The sequence below is a fragment of the Intestinirhabdus alba genome (assembly GCF_009711095.1).
Classification (GTDB): Bacteria; Pseudomonadota; Gammaproteobacteria; order Enterobacterales; family Enterobacteriaceae; genus Intestinirhabdus; species Intestinirhabdus alba.
This window is the reverse complement of the sequence record NZ_WMJZ01000006.1, coordinates 84,991-103,609: the sequence shown is the minus strand read 5'-3', so window position 1 is coordinate 103,609 and position 18,619 is coordinate 84,991. Positions and strand designations below refer to the sequence as shown.

Sequence of the window (18,619 nt, the reverse complement as noted above, 5' to 3'; positions counted from 1 at the left end):
GGAGAGTTTACCACAGGAAAAAGCGAGAGAAACGGGCCGGGGCAGACTCCCCGGCCGAATGGCGTTTAGGCTATGCCCCTTAATCGTTCGTGAGCGTCGCCCGGTTAAGAGACACAGCCTGGTCTATTTCCACGCCCAGGCGACGCGCGACGGTTTCATAGGCCTCAATCAGCCCGCCGAGGCTCTGGCGGAAACGGTCTTTGTCCATTTTATCCAGCGTCTCTTTATCCCACAGGCGGCTGCCGTCCGGCGAAAATTCATCACCCAGCACCACCTCACCTTTGTAGAGGCCGAACTCCAGCTTGAAGTCCACCAGGATGAGGCCGGCGTCGTCAAACAGCTTTTTCAGCACCTCGTTAGCTTTGTAAGTCAGCGCCTTCATTCGCGCCAGGTTCTCTTTGCTCACCCAGCCGAAGGTTTCACAGTAGGAGTCGTTGACCATCGGATCGTGCATCGCATCGTTTTTCAGAAACAGATCGAACAGCGGCGGGTTCAGCTCGATACCCTCTTCAATCCCTAAGCGCTTCACCAGCGAGCCTGCCGCCCGGTTACGCACCACGCACTCTACCGGCACCATATCCAGCTTTTTCACCAGGCATTCGGTATCAGAGAGCAGACGCTCCATCTGGGTGGGGATGCCCGCTTCTTCCAGCTTGCGCATGATGAAGTAGTTAAACTTATTGTTCACCATGCCCTTGCGCTCAAACTGTTCAATGCGCGCGCCATCCCCTGCTGACGTATCATTGCGAAATTCGAGCACCAACAGATCCGGGTTTTCGGTGCTGTATACGGTTTTCGCTTTACCACGATACAACTCAGCTTGCTTTTGCATCTTATTACTCCTGGGTGTGAATTAACGATAAAACTGCATTTTTTCCGCGCCGCTGCCGGACGGCGGCATAACGCTGGCCGAACCGGATTTTGCGCGCGAACTGACGATAAATCTGGCTGCTGCTGCCGACGCACACGTTTGCGTAGCCCGGCAGAAAAAAGGCCGGATTGCTCCGGCCTTCTGATATTACCTGCTGAACGCGGCCTGGAAGACGGCGACCAGCGCGTCGTTCTGGCTCTGAGTCAGCGTATGCCCCTTCGGATCGATAAACTGCATGCTGCTACGGTTGCCTAAATCACCAATCTGCAGCTTATAGTTACCGGAAACCAATCCCGGATCGCGGGCACCCAGCGCCTGCCATTCGTCATCGGAGAGTGGGGAATAACTTACGGCAAGGCTTCCCTCGGCGAGCGTGCTGTCGGTGACCTTCATGCCGACCTTATTCAGCACCGTCGGCAGGCGCTGCCACACCACGTTAAACGGCCCGCGGACCACCAGCATCGGCAGGCCGGTGTCATCGGCGGCGCTCTGCACGTCCATGGTGGAATCAGTGCGGTTCTGCGCGGCCTTCGCCGCGTCGGCGGCGTTCTTATCAAGACCCGCTGAGATAACGTTGATCATTTCAGTGCTGTAGCGCTGCAGCGAAGCCGCATCCGCCGCCGGTTTACCCCCCTGCTCCAGGTTCACCAGCTTCACCGTTACCGCCTGCTGGTAGCCCTGCGGCTTAACGGAGATTTGATAACGCCCGCGATACTGCTGATCTTCATCCAGACGGTGCCATTCAATCCAGTCGGTGGTCAGGCTCTGGCCGGCGTCGTCGCGTTTCTCAATCGCATAGTTTTTCGACTGAATAATGCTTACTACCTGCGGCCACAGCGTCTCGCTGCGGCCGTTTTCCACCAGCAGCGTTGCGGTGTCGCCCGCAAACTGCGTGCGCGCCCCGCTCACCAGCGCCAGCGGCTGGGCCGGCGGACGAATATCCAGCGCTTTACCGACGGCACCGCTGCCGTTAGTCACCGGAATGCTGTAGTCCCCGCTCGTCACCGGCAGGATCATCCCGGCCGGGGCGTGCAGTTCAGCAAGCGGCGCGGCATCCAGGTAGGATTCATCACCGCTCACCTGGCGCTTGTAGCGCGAGTCAGAGTTACAGGCGGCGAGCAGCATAATAAGCGAAACACCCGCGGCCTTCGCCAGGCGCGATTTTTGTACTGAGTAAGCCATCAAATCTCCCTAAACTTTACAGCAGACCGGCATGCTTAAGCGCCGCTCTGACAACGTCACGACCACCGTCGGTAATCGGCGTCATCGGCAAGCGCAGCGCGTCGGACGCCACAAGACCCAGCTCCTTACATGCCCATTTCACCGGGATTGGATTGGGTTCGACAAATAGTTTGTTGTGTAACGGCATCAGACGCTGATTAATCACGCGCGCCTCGGCAAAACGTCCTGCCGCCGCCAGCCCGCACATCTGCGCCATCTCGCGCGCCGCAACGTTGGACGTCACCGAGATCACGCCGTGACCGCCGAGCTGCATAAAGTCCAGCGCGGTCGCATCATCGCCGCTGAGCAGAATAAAGTCGTCTGAAACCAGCTCTTTGATCTGATGAACCCGGCTTAAGTTCCCCGTGGCCTCTTTGATTGCCACAATATTTTTCAGTTCCGCCAGGCGACCAACGGTTTCAGGCAGCATGTCGCAGCCCGTCCGGGAGGGAACATTATACAGAATCTGCGGCAGGTCAGTGTGTTCCGCGATGGCCCTGAAGTGCTGGAACAGCCCCTCCTGGGTCGGGCGGTTGTAGTAAGGGGTCACCGTCAGGCAGCCGACGATACCGCTGTCATTAAAGCGCTGCGTCAGGCTGATGGCTTCTGCGGTCGCATTGGCACCGGTGCCGGCGATAACCGGGATGCGCCCGTCGGCCAGCTCCAGCGTCATCATCACCACGTCGCCGTGCTCATCATGGCTCAGGGTGGCGGACTCGCCGGTGGTGCCAACGGAGACGATCGCCGAGGTGCCGCTGGCGACGTGATAATCAATCAGTTTTTTCAGGCTTGACCGGCAGACGTTACCTTTTTCATCCATCGGCGTAACAAGCGCGACAATACTTCCCGTGAACATGAGCCATCCTCTGTGCAAACAAGTGCCTCAATGGTACGTTTGGTCCGCCAGTAAAAGCAAGTGACCAGAGCCGTTCTGACTGTTGTATGCCGGTTTTTTTTATGCTTTCCTTATGATTACCTCACCGCTCATTAGGAAGAACAGGTTTGACACCTTCATCGCAACATTATCTGGTTATCACTGCGCTGGGTGCCGATCGCCCCGGGATTGTGAACACCATTACCCGCCACGTCAGCAGCTGCGGCTGTAACATTGAAGACAGCCGCCTCGCCATGCTGGGGGAGGAGTTTACCTTTATCATGTTGCTGTCGGGCACCTGGAACGCCATTACCCTGATCGAATCAACCCTGCCGTTGCAGGGCGCAGAGCTGGATCTCCTGATTGTGATGAAACGCACGGCCGCCCGTCCCCGTCCCCCCCTGCCCGTAACGGTCTGGGTGCAGGTCGACGTGGCGGATTCCCCACATTTAATTGAACGATTTACCGCCCTTTTCGACAGCCATCGTATGAACATCGCCGAGCTGGTTTCGCGTACCCAGCCTGCGGAAAACGACCAGCCCGCACGGCTGTATATTCAGATCACCGCCCACAGTCCGGCCTCGCAGGATCCGGCAAAAATTGAGCAGGCCTTTAAGGCGCTATGTACAGAACTCAACGCGCAGGGCAGTATTAACGTTGTCAATTATTCACAACATGATGAACAGGATGGAGTTAAGTAATGAATCCACTGAAAGCCGGTGACATCGCACCGAAATTTAGCTTGCCGGATCAAGACGGAGAACAAGTAAATTTAACCGACTTCCAGGGAGAGCGCGTACTGGTCTACTTCTACCCGAAGGCCATGACGCCCGGCTGCACCGTGCAGGCCTGCGGCCTGCGCGATAACATGGATGAATTAAAAAAGGCGGGCGTGGACGTGCTGGGCATCAGCACCGACAGGCCGGAAAAGCTCTCCCGCTTTGCGGAAAAAGAGCTGCTTAACTTTACGCTGCTGTCTGACGAAAACCACCAGGTCTGCGAGCAGTTCGGCGTCTGGGGTGAAAAATCCTTTATGGGTAAAACCTACGACGGCATCCACCGCATCAGCTTTTTGATTGGCGCGGATGGGAAAGTGGAGCACGTATTCAACGATTTTAAGACCAGCAATCACCACGAGGTGGTGCTGAACTGGCTGAAAGAGAACGCCTGATCCCCCGCAGCGCTGGCGGCCAGCGCTGCGTTTGTACGCTCTTCGTCGCTATGCCTCTTCCGTCAGCTGTCCGTCCGGCCAGGCATGGATCACGGCCTTGATTAACGTCGCCAGCGGAATGGCAAAAAACACGCCCCAGAAGCCCCACAGCCCGCCGAAAATCACCACCGACAGAATGATCACCAGCGGGTGCAGGTTAACCGCCTCGGAGAAGAGCAACGGCACCAGCAGGTTACCATCGAGCGCCTGAATCACCAGGTAGACCGCAAAGCAGCTCCAGAACTCGGTGCCGGGACCAAACTGAAACAGCGCCACGCAGACCACCGGAATGGTCACCGCAAAAGCGCCAATATAAGGAATCAGCACCGAGAACCCCACCAGCACGGCCAGCAGCAGCGAGTAGTTCAGACCAAACAGCAAAAAACCGAGCCAGGTCGCCACGCCCACCACCACCATCTCCAGCACTTTGCCGCGAATGTAGTTGGTGATCTGCTGATTCATCTCCTGCCAGACCTGCCCCGCCAGCCCGCGATTACGCGGCAGCACGCGGCGCACCGCGCGGAGCATCTGCGCCTTATCTTTGATCAGGAAAAAAACCATCAGCGGCACCAGCACCAGCCAGACCGCCAGCGTCAGCAGGCCAACCAGCGAGGCCACCGAATACTTCACCACCGAATCCCCAAGCGTCAGCATCCGGTTGCGCATATTTTCGGCCATCGCATCGATAATGCCCGCATCCATTAGCGCCGGAAAGCGCCGCGGCAGGGTAGCGGCAATGTCATAAAGCTTATTGAGCATACGGGGCATGTCGTGAATCAGGTAGATCCCCTGCTGCCAGGCCACCGGCAACACGACAAACGCCATCAGCAGAAGAATGCCGACGAAAAACACCAGCACGATGGTGGTCGCCCAGCGTCGGGAGCAGCCGACCGCCTCCAGCCGCGTCGTCGGCCACTCAAGAAGATAAGCCAGCACCAGCGCCACCAGCAGCGGAGCCAGCAGCCCGCTGAAGAAGAAAAGAATACAAAATCCGACGACCAGAATAACCAGCAACGCGATCGCCTCCGGGTCGCTAAAGCGACGGCGATACCATTGCATTAACATGTCAAGCATAGAAACCTTTTCCTGAACCTCTGATTGCGGGATAACGATAACGAATTGTATCGAAGCGTCTCAAAAAAGACTTCGCTTTTTATTAGCAATCCTGGAAACTGAGGGGCCATTTACGCGGGTATTTAGCGCCGGAGTGCGCCGCAGCGGGCGCGGCGTGAACGATACGGCCCGGCGTCGGTCAAACCAACATCTTAGAACAGACAGGACAGAGGCTATGTTCAGGCAGTTGCAGAAAAAGCGGGCGATAGCGCTTATCGTTGCGCTGACCATCGGTCAGATCTCCCCGGCCTTTGCGGCCCCTGAGGATACCTTGCCCGACATGGGGACCTCTGCGGCGAGTACGCTCTCCATCGGCCAGGAGATGCAGATGGGGGACTACTATGTCCGCCAGCTGCGCGGCAGCGCGCCGCTCATCAACGATCCGCTGCTCGGGCAATATATCAACGCCCTCGGAATGCGTCTGGTGAGCCATGCCAGCTCGGTGAAAACGCCGTTCCATTTTTTTCTGATTAATAATGACGAAATTAACGCCTTCGCCTTCTTTGGCGGCAACGTGGTGCTGCACTCGGCCCTGTTTCGCTACGCGGATAACGAAAGCCAGCTGGCCTCGGTGATGGCGCACGAAATTTCCCACGTCACCCAGCGCCATCTGGCGCGCGCGATGGAAGATCAAAAGCGCAGCGCCCCGCTAACCTGGGTCGGCGCGCTGGGCTCCATACTGCTGGCGATGGCCAGCCCACAGGCCGGAATGGCGGCGCTGACCGGCACCCTGGCCGGAACGCGCCAGGGAACGATCAGCTTTACCCAGCAGAACGAACAGGAGGCGGACCGCATCGGCATTCAGGTGCTGCAGCGTTCCGGCTTCGATCCCCAGGCGATGCCGACGTTTCTTGAAAAACTGCTGGAACAGGCGCGCTACTCCACGCGGCCGCCGGAAATTCTGCTGACCCACCCGCTGCCAGAGAGCCGCCTGTCGGACGCCCGCAACCGCGCCAATCAGATGCGCCCGGTGGTCACCCAGTCAACCGAAGCGTTCTGGCTGGCAAAGGCGCGGGCCCTTGGTATGTACAATTCGGGACGCAACCAGTTAACCAGCGACATGCTGGCGGAATGGGCAAAGGGAAACGTCCGCCAGCAGCGCGCGGCGCAGTACGGTCGGGCGCTGCTGGCGATGAACGCCAGCAGGTACGACGAAGCGCAAAAGCTTCTGCAGCCGCTGCTGTCGGCCGAGCCGAACAGCGTCTGGTATCTTGACCTGGCCACGGATATCGACCTCGGCCAGAAGAAGTTCGCCGGGGCGATCGCCCGGCTGCAAAACGCCCGCGACCTGCGCGCAAGCCCGGTGCTGCAGCTGAACCTGGCCAACGCTTTGCTACAGGGTGGGCGGGCCCAGGAGGCCGAGACGCTGCTTAATCGCTATACCTTTAACCATAAAGAGGACAGCAACGGCTGGGATCTGCTGGCGCAGGTAGAGGCGGCGCTGAATCATCGCGACCAGGAGCTGGCGGCGCGCGCGGAGAGCTACGCCCTTGCGGGGCAACTCGAACAGGCGATCGGCCTGCTCAGCACCGCCAGTTCCCTGGCAAAGCTGGGCAGCCAGCAGCAGGCGCGCTACGACGCGCGTATTGACCAGCTGAACCGCCTGCAGGAACGTTTTAAGCCGTACACGAAGAGATAACCCGTTAACTAATAAGGAAAACCTGATGTCAGACGCGGTAAAAATTTACCATAACCCCCGCTGTTCAAAGAGCCGGGAAACCCTGAACCTGCTGAAGAACAACGGCGTGGAGCCGGAGGTGGTGCTCTATCTGGAAACGCCCGCCGACGCGGCGACGCTGCGGGCGCTGCTGCAGATGCTGGGTATGGCCAGCGCCCGCGATCTGCTGCGCAAGAAGGACGATCTCTATACATCGCTGAATCTGGCGGACGCGCAGCTGACGGAGGAGGCGCTGATTCAGGCGATAGTAGAACACCCGCAGCTGATGGAGCGCCCCATCGTGGTCGCCAACGGCCGGGCGCGCATTGGCCGGCCGCCGGAGCAGGTGCTGGATATTCTCGGTTAACCCTGACGCCGCCGCCAGGGCTTACAGCTTCAGGATCTCTTTCACAAACGGAATGGTGAGCTTGCGCTGGGCGGTTATCGAAGCGCGATCGAGCTGATCCAGGGTCATAAACAGGGTGCGCATTTCACGATCGAGACGTTTCAGCAGGAAGCGCCCCACGTCCTCCGGCAGCTCAAAGCCCCGCAGCCTGGCGCGCAGCTGCAGCGCCTGCAGCTTATCTTCATCCGACAGCGGCTGTAGCCGGTAGATTTGCCCCCAGTCGAGGCGCGAGGCGAGATCCGCCAGCCCCAGGTTGAGCTGGCGCGGCGGGCGATCGCCGGTGATCAGCAGCCGCGTTTTCCCGGATTCAAGAATGCGGTTATAGAGATCGAAGATCGCCATCTCCCACAGCGCGTCGCCGGCGACGCACTCGATATTATCGATACAGACCAGCGCCAGGTGCTCCATGCCGTCGAGCACCTCCGGCACGAACCAGGTGCGCTTGTCCAGCGGCACGTAGCCAACCGCGTCGCCGCGCAGGGAGAGCTGCGCGCACGCCGCGTGCAGCAGATGGCTGCGGCCCGCGCCTTCGCGCGACCAGAGATAAATATATCCGCTATGTTCCTGGCGCAGCACGTTTTGCAGCGCGGCCAGTAGAGAGGCGTTATCCCCCGGCCAGAAACTCGCAAAAGTTTCATCGTCAGGAAGATAAAGTGGCAGAGAGAGCTGTGCCGGTGTGTTCAGAGAGACCTCAATCCAGGATTCACAAAATCGCGGTGAGTTTACCACAGTTTTCCACCGGGATAGAACCGGGCAGCGACGCCGCCCGGCGACGGCTCCCCCCGGCGATGCGCTTGCGCTGCCGGGGGGAGCGGTTTATGGATTACCGCGGCGGCGTCTCCTCATCGTCGGCCTCGACGATCTCCTCTTCCGGGCGCAGAACGCTTATCAGCTTAAAGATCAGGCTCAGGCTGACGCCGACGATAGTCGCCAGCGCCATCCCCTTCAGCTCGGCGGCACCGATATGCACCTTGGCACCGCTGACGCCGATGATCAGAATCACCGAGGTCAGAATCAGGTTCTGGGCCTTGTTGTAATCCACCTTCGATTCGATCAGCACCCGGATACCCGACGCGCCGATCACCCCGTACAGCAGCAGCGACACGCCGCCCATCACCGGCACCGGGATCATCTGGATTGCCGCCGCCAGCTTGCCGACGCAGGAGAGCAGGATGGCAAAGATGGCGGCTCCGCCGATAACCCAGGTACTATAAACGCGGGTAATGGCCATAACCCCGATATTCTCACCGTAGGTGGTGTTTGGCGTGGAGCCAAAGAAGCCGGAGATCACCGTCGACAGACCGTTGGCGAACATGGAGCGGTGCAGACCGGGATCGCGCACCAGATCTTTTTTAACGATATTTGCCGTTACCACCAGGTGGCCGACGTGTTCAGCAATGACCACCAGCGCCGCGGGAAGAATGGTCAGCATGGCGACCCACTCAAAGCGCGGCGTGTAGAAGGTCGGCAGAGCGAACCAGTGCGCCTCGACGATTGGCGTGGTATCAACGGCCCCCATCAGGAACGCCACCCCATAGCCTACCAGCACGCCGATCAGAATCGGGATAATCGCCAGGAAGCCGCGGAACAGCACCGAGCCAAACACGGTGACCGCCAGGGTCACCAGCGAAATGATGATGGTGTGCGTATCCGGCTGCTGGCCTTCGGCGGGCAGCAGACCCGCCATACCTGCGGCCACGCCCGCCAGCTCCAGACCGATAACGGCAACGATCGCCCCCATCGCTGCCGGCGGGAACATCACGTCCAGCCAGCCGGTTCCGGCCTTCTTAACGATAAAAGAGACCAGGCAGAACAGCACGCCGCACATGATGAAGCCGCCCAGCGCCAGCTCATACCCCAGCGGCAGCAGCAGCAGCACCGGCGAAATAAACGCGAAGCTGGAGCCGAGATAGGCCGGGATCTTGCCTTTACAGATATAGAGATACAGTAACGTGCCGATACCGTTAAACAGCAGGACCGTTGCCGGATTGACGTGAAACAGGACCGGCACCAGCACGGTGGAGCCAAACATAGCGAACAGGTGCTGTAAACTAAGCGGGATCGTCTGTAAAAGCGGCGGTCTTTCGCTTACTCCGATAGCTCGGCGCGTCATAGCTTTTTCCTTTGAGTAGAATAATTTTTAGCGTTTTATTCAAAAAAAAGCCGACTCTTAAAGTCGGCTAATTATTTTTATTCACTTACTTCGTACCAAAAATCTTATCGCCGGCATCGCCAAGCCCCGGAATAATGTATCCGTGCTCGTTCAGCCCCTGGTCGATAGATGCGGTGTACAGCTCCACGTCCGGGTGCGCTTTCTCCAGCGCGGCGATGCCTTCCGGCGCGGCAACCAGCACCAGCACCTTAATGCTGCTGCAGCCGGCCTTTTTCAGCAGGTCGATGGTGGCGATAACCGAGCCGCCGGTGGCCAGCATTGGGTCAACGATCAGCGCCATGCGCTCGTCGATATTGGAAACCAGCTTCTGAAAATAGGGCACCGGCTTCAGCGTCTCTTCGTTGCGGTACATGCCCACCACGCTGATACGCGCACTGGGTACGTTTTCCAGCACGCCCTCCATCATTCCCAGGCCGGCGCGCAGAATTGGCACGACGGTAATTTTCTTACCCTTAATCTGATCGACTTCGACCTGACCGTTCCAGCCTTCAATAAAGACCTTTTCGGTTTCCAGATCGGCAGTCGCTTCATAGGTCAGCAGGCTACCGACTTCCGAGGCGAGTTCACGAAAGCGTTTGGTGCTGATGTCGTTCTCACGCATCAGACCCAGCTTATGTTTGACGAGTGGGTGGTTTACTTCCACGATCTTCATACTCTTCTCCTTTCCTCAGACGGGGCGGCCATAAAAAAAATCGCCGGATTATACCGCTTTTCCTCCGGGCCGCAACACAAAGTATGGTTGATATGGATCAAGCAAACGCCTTTACGCCTGCGGATCGGGTATAAAACAGGCCCGCAGCGGGCGTATCGCCCCCAACGCGCGGCTGGCGCGCCCTTTTCAGCCGGACCATTTGTTGGCGCTATTTCGCCAGCGGATCGCACATTTTACCGCCCCACCCGCTGCCGCGAGGTCCGGCAGAGCAGACAATTTTTACCGCATCGCGGCGGGCGCACGGCAGGCTCGCAAACGTTTGCTTTCCCTGTTAGAATTGCGCCGATTTTAACTCTGTTGGGGACCCAGGCAGTGACCGATAAAACCTCTCTTAGCTACAAAGATGCCGGTGTTGATATTGACGCGGGTAATGCTCTGGTCGATCGCATCAAAGGCGTAGTGAAGAAAACGCGCCGTCCGGAGGTGATGGGCGGCCTGGGCGGCTTCGGTGCGCTGTGCGCGCTGCCGCAAAAATATCGTGAACCGGTGCTGGTTTCCGGCACTGACGGCGTCGGCACCAAGCTGCGCCTGGCGATGGATCTGAAGCGCCACGACACCATCGGTATCGACCTGGTGGCGATGTGCGTTAACGATCTGGTGGTTCAGGGGGCTGAGCCGCTCTTTTTCCTGGACTATTACGCCACCGGCAAGCTGGACGTTGACACTGCTTCCAGCGTCATTAGCGGCATCGCGGAGGGCTGCCTGCAGTCCGGCTGCGCGCTGGTTGGCGGTGAAACGGCGGAAATGCCGGGAATGTACCACGGAGAAGATTACGACGTGGCAGGCTTCTGCGTGGGGGTCGTGGAGAAATCGGCCATTATCGACGGCTCGAAGGTGGCCGACGGCGACGTGCTGATTGCGCTCGGCTCCAGCGGCCCGCACTCCAACGGCTACTCGCTGGTGCGCAAAATCATTGAGGTCAGCGGCTGCGATCCGGAAACCACCGTTCTGGAAGGTCAATCGCTGGCCGATCGCCTGCTCGCCCCGACCCGCATCTACGTGAAGTCGATTCTGGAACTGATCGAAAAAACAGAAGTACACGCCATCGCCCACCTGACCGGCGGTGGCTTCTGGGAAAACATTCCGCGCGTGCTGCCGGATAATACCCAGGCGATCATCGACGAATCCTCCTGGCAGTGGCCGACCGTCTTCAGTTGGCTGCAAAACGCCGGCAACGTCAGCCGCCATGAGATGTACCGCACCTTTAACTGCGGCGTCGGTATGATCGTCGCCCTGCCGGAATCAGCAGCGGAAGCCGCCCTCGCCCTGCTGAACGCCCGGGGTGAAAACGCCTGGCGAATCGGTATGATTAAGGCTTCTGACGCCGAACAGCGTGTGGTTATCGCATGATAAACATTGTGGTGCTGATTTCCGGCAACGGAAGCAATTTACAGGCGCTGATTAACGCCTGTAAAGCGCATAAAATCAACGGTATCATCAGGGCGGTTTTCAGCAACCGGGCCGATGCTTTCGGCCTTGAGCGCGCCCGCGAAGCGGGTATTCCGGCTCACACGCTGACGGCGGACCGCTTCGCCAGCCGCGAAGCCTTCGATCGCGAGCTGATTCAGCAGATCGACGCTTTCGCGCCGGACCTGGTGGTGCTGGCGGGCTTTATGCGCATACTGACCCCGGCGTTCGTCGCCCGCTATGCCGGGCGTCTGCTTAATATTCACCCCTCTCTGCTGCCGAAGTATCCGGGGCTGCATACCCATCGTCAGGCGCTGACGAACGGCGACGAGGAGCACGGCACCTCGGTGCACTTTGTTACCGACGAGCTGGACGGCGGCCCGGTGATTTTACAGGCCAGGGTGCCGGTTTTTGCGGGTGACGATGAGGACGAAATAGCCGCCCGCGTGCAGACGCAGGAACATGCCATCTACCCGCTGGTGGTCAGCTGGTTCGCCGACGGCCGGCTGAAAATGCACGACGGGGCCGCCTGGCTGGACGGGCACCGTCTGCCGGCCGCGGGCTACGCCGCCGACGAATAATCCCCGGCCGTATCCCGCCGGAGGGATACGGCATCACTCAGGCCCGCCATCGTTCCATTCCCCGGCAAAGCGTGCCATTTTCATCGCTAAAAGAGGGTTTATCCGCTTACTTTTCTGGCACAGTTGGACATCAGAGCGCAATGCTCGCCATAATAACCAGGCAGTGTCCCGTGAATAAAACGGAGTATAAGTGGTAATGGGTCAGGAAAAGCTATATATCGAGAAAGAGCTAAGCTGGTTGGCGTTTAACGAACGTGTGCTCCAGGAGGCGGCGGATAAAGCCAACCCGCTAATTGAGCGGATGCGCTTTCTGGGCATCTATTCTAACAATCTTGATGAGTTCTATAAGGTTCGCTTTGCCGAACTGAAGCGCCGCATCATTATTAGCGAAGAGCAGGGCTCCAACTCCCATTCCCGCCACCTGCTGGGCAAAATCCAGTCCCGCGTGCTGAAGGCGGACCAGGAGTTCGACAGCCTCTACAACGAGCTGCTGCTGGAGATGGCGCGTAATCAGATTTTCCTGATAAACGAGCGCCAGCTTTCGGTCAACCAGCAAAGCTGGCTGCGCCACTACTTTAAACACTATCTGCGTCAGCACATTACGCCAATCTTAATTAATCGCGAAACCGACCTGGTGCAGTTTCTGAAGGATGATTACACCTACCTGGCGGTGGAGATTATTCATGGCGATAACATCCGCTATGCGCTGCTGGAAATCCCCTCCGACAAGGTGCCGCGTTTCGTCAACCTGCCGCCGGAAGCGCCTCGCCGCCGCAAACCGATGATCCTGCTGGATAACATCCTGCGCTACTGCCTCGACGACATCTTTAAGGGCTTCTTTGACTACGACGCGCTGAACGCCTATTCGATGAAAATGACCCGCGACGCCGAGTACGATCTGGTGCACGAGATGGAGTCCAGCCTGATGGAGCTGATGTCCTCCAGCCTGAAGCAGCGCCTGACCGCCGAGCCGGTACGCTTTGTCTACCAGCGTGACATGCCCAACGCGCTGGTGGAGGTGCTGCGCGACAAGCTGACCATTTCACGCTACGACTCGATTGTGCCCGGCGGCCGCTATCACAACTTCAAAGACTTTATTAACTTCCCCAGCGTCGGCAAGGTGAATCTGGTGAACAAGCCGCTGCCGCGGCTGCGCCATATCTGGTTCGATAAAGAAAAGTTCCGTAACGGCTTTGACGCGATTCGCGAACGCGACGTGCTGCTCTACTACCCTTATCACACCTTCGAGCACGTGCTGGAGCTGCTGCGCCAGGCGTCGTTTGATCCGAGCGTGCTGGCGATCAAAATCAATATTTACCGGGTGGCGAAAGATTCGCGGATTATCGACGCGATGATCCACGCCGCCCACAACGCCAAGAAGGTCACCGTGGTGGTAGAGCTGCAGGCGCGCTTTGACGAAGAGGCCAACATTCACTGGGCCAGACGCCTGACGGAAGCGGGCGTACACGTTATCTTCTCAGCACCGGGGCTGAAAATTCACGCCAAGCTGTTTTTGATCTCCCGCAAAGAGGGCGATGAGGTGGTGCGCTACGCCCACATCGGCACCGGCAACTTTAACGAAAAAACGGCGCGTCTCTACACCGACTACTCCCTGCTTACCGCCGACGCGCGGATCACCAACGAGGTCCGCCGGGTATTCAACTTTATCGAAAATCCGTACCGCCCGGTGACCTTCGATTACCTGCTGGTCTCCCCACAAAACTCCCGTCGCCTGCTGTATGAAATGATCGACCGCGAAATCGCCAACGCGCAGCAGGGGCTATCATCCGGCATTACGCTGAAGCTGAACAACCTGGTGGATAAAGGGCTGGTGGACCGGCTCTACGCCGCCTCCAGCTCGGGCGTCCCGGTTAATCTGCTGATTCGCGGCATGTGCTCGCTGATACCCAACCTGCCCGGCATCAGCGATAATATCCGGGCGATCGGCATCGTGGACCGCTATCTGGAGCACGATCGGGTTTACATTTTTGACAACGGCGGCGATAAACAGGTTTATCTCTCCTCTGCCGACTGGATGACGCGCAATATCGACTATCGGATTGAGGTTGCCACCCCCCTGCTCGACCCGCGCCTTAAGCAGCGCGTGCTGGACATTATCGATATTTTGTTCAGCGATACGGTGAAGGCCCGCTATATCGATAAAGAACTGAGCAATCGCTATGTGCCGCGCGGCAACCGCCGCAAGGTCCAGGCACAGCTGGCCATTTACGACTACATCAAGTCCCTTGAGCAGCCGGAATAGCCAGGGACGCTGCCGGGACGGCAACGACGCAGGATAATTTAAACGGCCAGACGCAGGGCGGGAGCGCCCTGATGAAGATCGAAAGCGTCGGCCGGGCTGGACCACAACGCTGCCGGAGGCAGCGGCTCCACAGGGAGCGTGGCGCAAGGATGAGCCGAATAATTCGTAGCCTGAGTACAGGCAACCTGAAGTATGACGGATAAACCCTATGCCAATACATGACAAATTCCCACGCCCGCAGGAGTTTGCGGCGGTCGACCTCGGCTCGAACAGCTTTCACATGGTTATTGCCCGGGTGGTGGATGGCGCTATGCAGATTATCGGCCGCCTGAAGCAGCGCGTACGCCTGGCGGACGGGCTTGGTGAGGATAATATGCTTAGCGAAGAGGCGATGGCGCGCGGCCTGAGCTGCCTGTCGCTGTTCGCCGAACGTCTGCAGGGATTTGCCCCCTCCAGCGTCTGTATCGTGGGCACCCACGCCCTGCGCCAGGCGCTGAACGCCGCCGACTTCCTTAAGCGCGCGGAGAAGGTCATCCCCTACCCCATTGAGATCATTTCCGGCAACGAGGAGGCGCGGCTGATTTTTATGGGCGTCGAGCACACCCAGCCGGAGAAAGAGCGCAAGCTGGTAATCGATATTGGCGGCGGCTCTACGGAGCTGGTGATCGGGGAAAACTTTGAGCCAAAGCTGGTAGAGAGCCGCCGCATGGGCTGCGTCAGCTTTGCTCAGATCTACTTTCCCGGCGGAGCCATCAGCCGGGAAAACTTCGCCCGCGCCCGCATGGCGGCGGCCCAGAAGCTTGAAACCCTGGCCTGGCAGTTTCGCATTCAGGGATGGAACGTGGCGATGGGGGCCTCCGGCACCATCAAAGCCGCCCACGAGGCGCTGCTGGCAATGGGCGAGAAGGACGGCATTATCACCCCGGAACGACTGGATAAACTGGTGGCGGAAGTTCTGAAATATCGCAGCTTCAGCGCGCTGAGCCTGCCGGGGCTTTCCGAGGAGCGTAAGGCGGTCTTCGTACCCGGGCTGGCCATCCTCTGCGGCGTCTTCGACGCGCTGGCGGTGCGCGAGCTGCGCCTCTCTGACGGTGCCCTGCGCGAAGGAGTACTGTATGAAATGGAGGGCCGCTTCCGCCATCAGGACGTCCGCAGCCGCACCGCCAGCAGCCTGGCAAGCCAGTATAATATCGACAGCGATCAGGCGAGGCGGGTGCTGGAAACCACCATGCTGATGTACGATCAGTGGCGGGCGCAGCAGCCGAAGCTGGCGAATCCGCAGTTGGAGGCGCTGCTAAGATGGGCGGCTATGCTGCACGAGGTGGGGCTGAACATCAACCATAGCGGCCTGCACCGCCACTCCGCCTACATACTGCAGCACAGCGATCTGCCGGGTTTCAATCAGGAGCAGCAGACGCTGATGGCAACGCTGGTTCGCCATCACCGTAAAGCGATGAAGCTCGACGAGCTGCCCCGCTTCACGCTGTTTAAGAAGAAGCAGTACCTGCCGCTGATCCAGCTGCTGCGGCTCGGCGTACTGCTCAATAATCAGCGCCAGGCAACGACCACGCCGCCGTCGCTGATCCTGATTACCGATGACAACCACTGGACGCTGCGCTTCCCCCACGACTGGTTCAGCCAGAACGCGCTGGTGCTGCTCGATCTGGAAAAAGAGCAGCAGTACTGGGAGGCGGTAGCCGGCTGGCGTCTGAAAATCGAAGAGGCGCGCTCGCCCGATATCGCCGCGTAGGGATCGTCAGGTGCCGGCAACCGGCACCTGATCCTCCAGGGTCGCCGTCAAGGGCCGGGCCTCGCCGATCAGCTTGCCCTGCATATAGTCAATCCCCAGCGAGGCCACCGCGCTGCGAATCTCTTCGCTTTCAACATACTCCGCCACCACCAGCATCTTTTTCATGCGCGCCAGATGGCAAATCGAGGCGACGATCTGGTAGTCGAGGCTATTGGAGACAATATTGCGAATAAAGCTGCCGTCAATCTTCAGAATGTCGGCGTTGACGTTTCTCAACCGCGCATAGCTGGCATAGCCGGTGCCAAAATCATCTATCGCTATCTGACAGCCCAGCTGCTGCAGTTGCCCAAGGGTCAGCAGGGCCTGTTCGATATTCGTCAGGGCGCTGCTTTCGGTGACTTCGAATATGAGCTGCCAGGCCTCGATCTGATACTTACTCAGCAGCTGGCTCACCTCTTTTGGCAGTCTTGCGCGACAGATCGACGTCGGCGACAGGTTAATGGCGAAGCGGCGGGCCGGCATTTTTTCACGGTTTTGCGCCATAAACTGCAGGGTATGCTCAATCACCCACAGATCGATACTGGAAGCGAGGCCGAATTCGTGCGCCACGGGCAGAAAAACCTCCGGATCGATCGTCCCTTCGTTCTCGTCCCGCATCCGTAGCAGCACCTCGTGATAGACGTCGCCGCGGACGCCGGCGATGGGCTGTGCCATCAGGCTAAAGTGGCCGTGTTCCAGCGCCTGCTGCAGGCGGTTCATTGTCGCCACCTTGTCTTTCAGATCGCGCTGCAGGTAGGCCGCCCCGCGCCGCTGGAGGCTCTCCGGCTCGTTGGTGGCGATAGAGAGCTCAGCAACGGTGCTCAGTTCGCCCAGCAGCAGCCAGATATGGTTAACCGGCGAACGGACGTAACAGTAACCCACGCCAACCTGCAGCCGCAGGGGCATCCCGTCCCAGATAAAGTGAAACTGCTTGATATGGTTATCCAGCGCTTCAATATGCTGCTGGTGCAGCTCCGGATTGAGCCGCAGCAGGAGATCGTTACCCGAAAGATGATAAACATGCTCGCCCGGGGCGAGCAACGGCTTCAGCCAGTGGGAGAGCTTCTGCTTATAGTGGATACGCAGCATAATGCCATATTTTTTAACCAGCTGGTCGATGCCGGGGACGCGCAGAAAGCAGAGCGCCGACCACTGGGCCTGCTTCAGATCCCGATTAAGCGCCCGCACATTCGGCAGATGAACCAGCGGATCGACGTATAAAAGACGGCGCGCGCGTCTGACCACCGTGCGCTGCCGCGTCGCCAGTACGGCAAGGTAATAAACAATAAAGGTGAAAACCAGATAGCTGGAAGAGGTGATGGTTAACTGCGTGTCATACCCGGAGTAATAGGGCATATAATTCTGATAATTGTGGATAATAATGATTAAGACAATTGCCCATATCAGCGAGACAAGCTTATAGCCATAGCGCATCGCTCCCCATAGCATCACCGGTAATAATAACGACAGCGTATAGTTGGTGTTAAATATTGAGCTGTTAATATTCAGCGGCACGCACAGTAGCGCCATCAATATGAGCAGAATAAGCGCCCAAAAGAAAATTTCTTTCTTTGTGACCTTGGAGTCAATCTGCAGCTTTAATTTGGAAACGTAACTGCGAATATATAGCGGATTGCGGATAAGGCGAATAATAAGATAAAACAGCGGGACGCCAACCAGATTTCCCACCAGCAGCGCCTGATAATTAATCAGCGTACTGATATTGAAGGGCATCACTCCCACCATGCTCAGCCTGCTGCCGTATAACCCCACGAACGCCGAAAACTGGAATAGCACCAGGCCTATGGTCGCCGGGCAAAACACCTGCCAGAAAAGGCGGGAAAACATGGTGCTGAAATCGCCGTGCGCAATATTATTACGCCGCGGAACAAACAGCCGGTGGCCGCCCCAACTAAGCACCACGGTGATAATAAACTGCAGGATTATTGCTAACGTTTCAAACAATCCCACCTGAGGAAATTTGCGCAGAAAAATCCCCAGCGCAATGCCGGGCAGCGCCGCCCAGCTAAAAAAGATCATCATTGCAACCATTAGCGCCAGCGGCAGATAAAAAAGAATGACGTCGCCGGCGCTGACGTGCGCGTAGGTATTAACGCGATCGAATATGGGCAGCAGCAGAGAGGGCAAAAACAGGGGTAACCCCCACCATTTATCTCTGATTGCTGTATAAAATTGAAGTAGTTTCATAGATGTTCAGCAGTCCCCACGATTCCCGAGGGGCGATTCAGACAGGGATTCCACCTGAAAGCATAACGAAACGTAAACAAAATATTATACAATGCGTAAAGTTTAATAATTATCCACCAACAACAATTGATGTA

The 18,619-nt window shown here is 58.1% G+C and carries 16 protein-coding genes; 8 read left to right on the top strand and 8 right to left on the bottom strand.

All coding sequences use genetic code 11. The features are described from left to right. Positions 1-79 precede the first annotated feature (79 nt). The 3 genes from purC to dapA form a co-directional block, all read right to left on the bottom strand. Positions 80-832: a phosphoribosylaminoimidazolesuccinocarboxamide synthase gene (gene purC / locus GJV78_RS06330; protein WP_155107532.1), complete on the bottom strand. Its 753-nt coding sequence runs from the start codon at positions 830-832 to the stop codon at positions 80-82. 186 nt (positions 833-1,018) lie between these two features. Further along, complete coding sequence (bamC, locus tag GJV78_RS06325; protein ID WP_155107531.1) at positions 1,019-2,053, bottom strand: outer membrane protein assembly factor BamC; 1,035 nt, start codon at positions 2,051-2,053, stop codon at positions 1,019-1,021. Positions 2,054-2,069: 16 nt separating this feature from the next. Then, positions 2,070-2,948, bottom strand: a complete 879-nt coding sequence (gene dapA / locus GJV78_RS06320) for a 4-hydroxy-tetrahydrodipicolinate synthase (protein WP_155107530.1) — start codon at positions 2,946-2,948, stop codon at positions 2,070-2,072. 146 nt (positions 2,949-3,094) lie between these two features. Between dapA and GJV78_RS06315 the strand changes: the two genes are divergently transcribed. Then, positions 3,095-3,667 (top strand): glycine cleavage system transcriptional repressor, encoded by a 573-nt coding sequence (locus GJV78_RS06315; protein ID WP_155107529.1) that lies wholly within the window; start codon positions 3,095-3,097, stop codon positions 3,665-3,667. After that, positions 3,667-4,137 carry a thioredoxin-dependent thiol peroxidase gene (gene bcp / locus GJV78_RS06310; RefSeq protein ID WP_155107528.1) on the top strand — a complete coding sequence of 157 codons (471 nt, stop codon included), beginning with the start codon at positions 3,667-3,669 and terminating at the stop codon, positions 4,135-4,137. The genes GJV78_RS06315 and bcp overlap by 1 nt, the downstream gene beginning before the upstream one ends. A 48-nt stretch (positions 4,138-4,185) precedes the next feature. On the opposite strand, the gene GJV78_RS06305 is transcribed toward bcp, so the two are convergent. Next, a complete protein-coding gene (locus GJV78_RS06305) occupies positions 4,186-5,250 on the bottom strand; it encodes an AI-2E family transporter (RefSeq protein ID WP_155107527.1) in 1,065 nt (354 codons plus the stop codon). Between the two features lie 214 nt (positions 5,251-5,464). Here GJV78_RS06305 and bepA point away from each other — a divergent pair, with 214 nt between their 5' ends. Further along, positions 5,465-6,928: a beta-barrel assembly-enhancing protease gene (gene bepA / locus GJV78_RS06300; RefSeq protein ID WP_155107526.1), complete on the top strand. Its 1,464-nt coding sequence runs from the start codon at positions 5,465-5,467 to the stop codon at positions 6,926-6,928. 25 nt (positions 6,929-6,953) lie between these two features. Then, positions 6,954-7,313 carry an arsenate reductase (glutaredoxin) gene (gene arsC / locus GJV78_RS06295; RefSeq protein WP_155107525.1) on the top strand — a complete coding sequence of 120 codons (360 nt, stop codon included), beginning with the start codon at positions 6,954-6,956 and terminating at the stop codon, positions 7,311-7,313. A gap of 21 nt (positions 7,314-7,334) precedes the next feature. Here arsC and GJV78_RS06290 read toward each other — a convergent pair whose 3' ends face one another. The 3 genes from GJV78_RS06290 to upp form a co-directional block, all read right to left on the bottom strand. Beyond that, the gene (locus GJV78_RS06290; protein WP_155107604.1) at positions 7,335-8,036 is read right to left on the bottom strand and encodes a DnaA inactivator Hda; all 702 of its coding nucleotides are present in this window, start codon (positions 8,034-8,036) and stop codon (positions 7,335-7,337) included. 139 nt (positions 8,037-8,175) lie between these two features. After that, positions 8,176-9,465, bottom strand: coding sequence for a uracil permease (gene uraA, locus GJV78_RS06285; protein WP_155107524.1), 1,290 nt, complete (start codon positions 9,463-9,465; stop codon positions 8,176-8,178). An 85-nt stretch (positions 9,466-9,550) separates the two neighbouring features. After that, the gene (gene upp, locus GJV78_RS06280; protein ID WP_155107523.1) at positions 9,551-10,177 is read right to left on the bottom strand and encodes a uracil phosphoribosyltransferase; all 627 of its coding nucleotides are present in this window, start codon (positions 10,175-10,177) and stop codon (positions 9,551-9,553) included. Between the two features lie 372 nt (positions 10,178-10,549). Here upp and purM point away from each other — a divergent pair, with 372 nt between their 5' ends. From purM to ppx, 4 genes are all read left to right on the top strand, one after another. Then, positions 10,550-11,587, top strand: coding sequence for a phosphoribosylformylglycinamidine cyclo-ligase (purM, locus tag GJV78_RS06275; RefSeq protein ID WP_167519401.1), 1,038 nt, complete (start codon positions 10,550-10,552; stop codon positions 11,585-11,587). Next, positions 11,587-12,225, top strand: coding sequence for a phosphoribosylglycinamide formyltransferase (gene purN / locus GJV78_RS06270; protein ID WP_167519414.1), 639 nt, complete (start codon positions 11,587-11,589; stop codon positions 12,223-12,225). The genes purM and purN overlap by 1 nt, the downstream gene beginning before the upstream one ends. A 196-nt stretch (positions 12,226-12,421) precedes the next feature. Beyond that, positions 12,422-14,488 (top strand): polyphosphate kinase 1, encoded by a 2,067-nt coding sequence (gene ppk1, locus GJV78_RS06265; RefSeq protein WP_155107520.1) that lies wholly within the window; start codon positions 12,422-12,424, stop codon positions 14,486-14,488. Positions 14,489-14,696: 208 nt separating this feature from the next. Beyond that, positions 14,697-16,238, top strand: coding sequence for an exopolyphosphatase (gene ppx / locus GJV78_RS06260; RefSeq protein WP_155107519.1), 1,542 nt, complete (start codon positions 14,697-14,699; stop codon positions 16,236-16,238). A 6-nt stretch (positions 16,239-16,244) separates the two neighbouring features. On the opposite strand, the gene GJV78_RS06255 is transcribed toward ppx, so the two are convergent. Beyond that, positions 16,245-18,485: a bifunctional diguanylate cyclase/phosphodiesterase gene (locus tag GJV78_RS06255; protein ID WP_155107518.1), complete on the bottom strand. Its 2,241-nt coding sequence runs from the start codon at positions 18,483-18,485 to the stop codon at positions 16,245-16,247. Positions 18,486-18,619 lie beyond the last annotated feature (134 nt).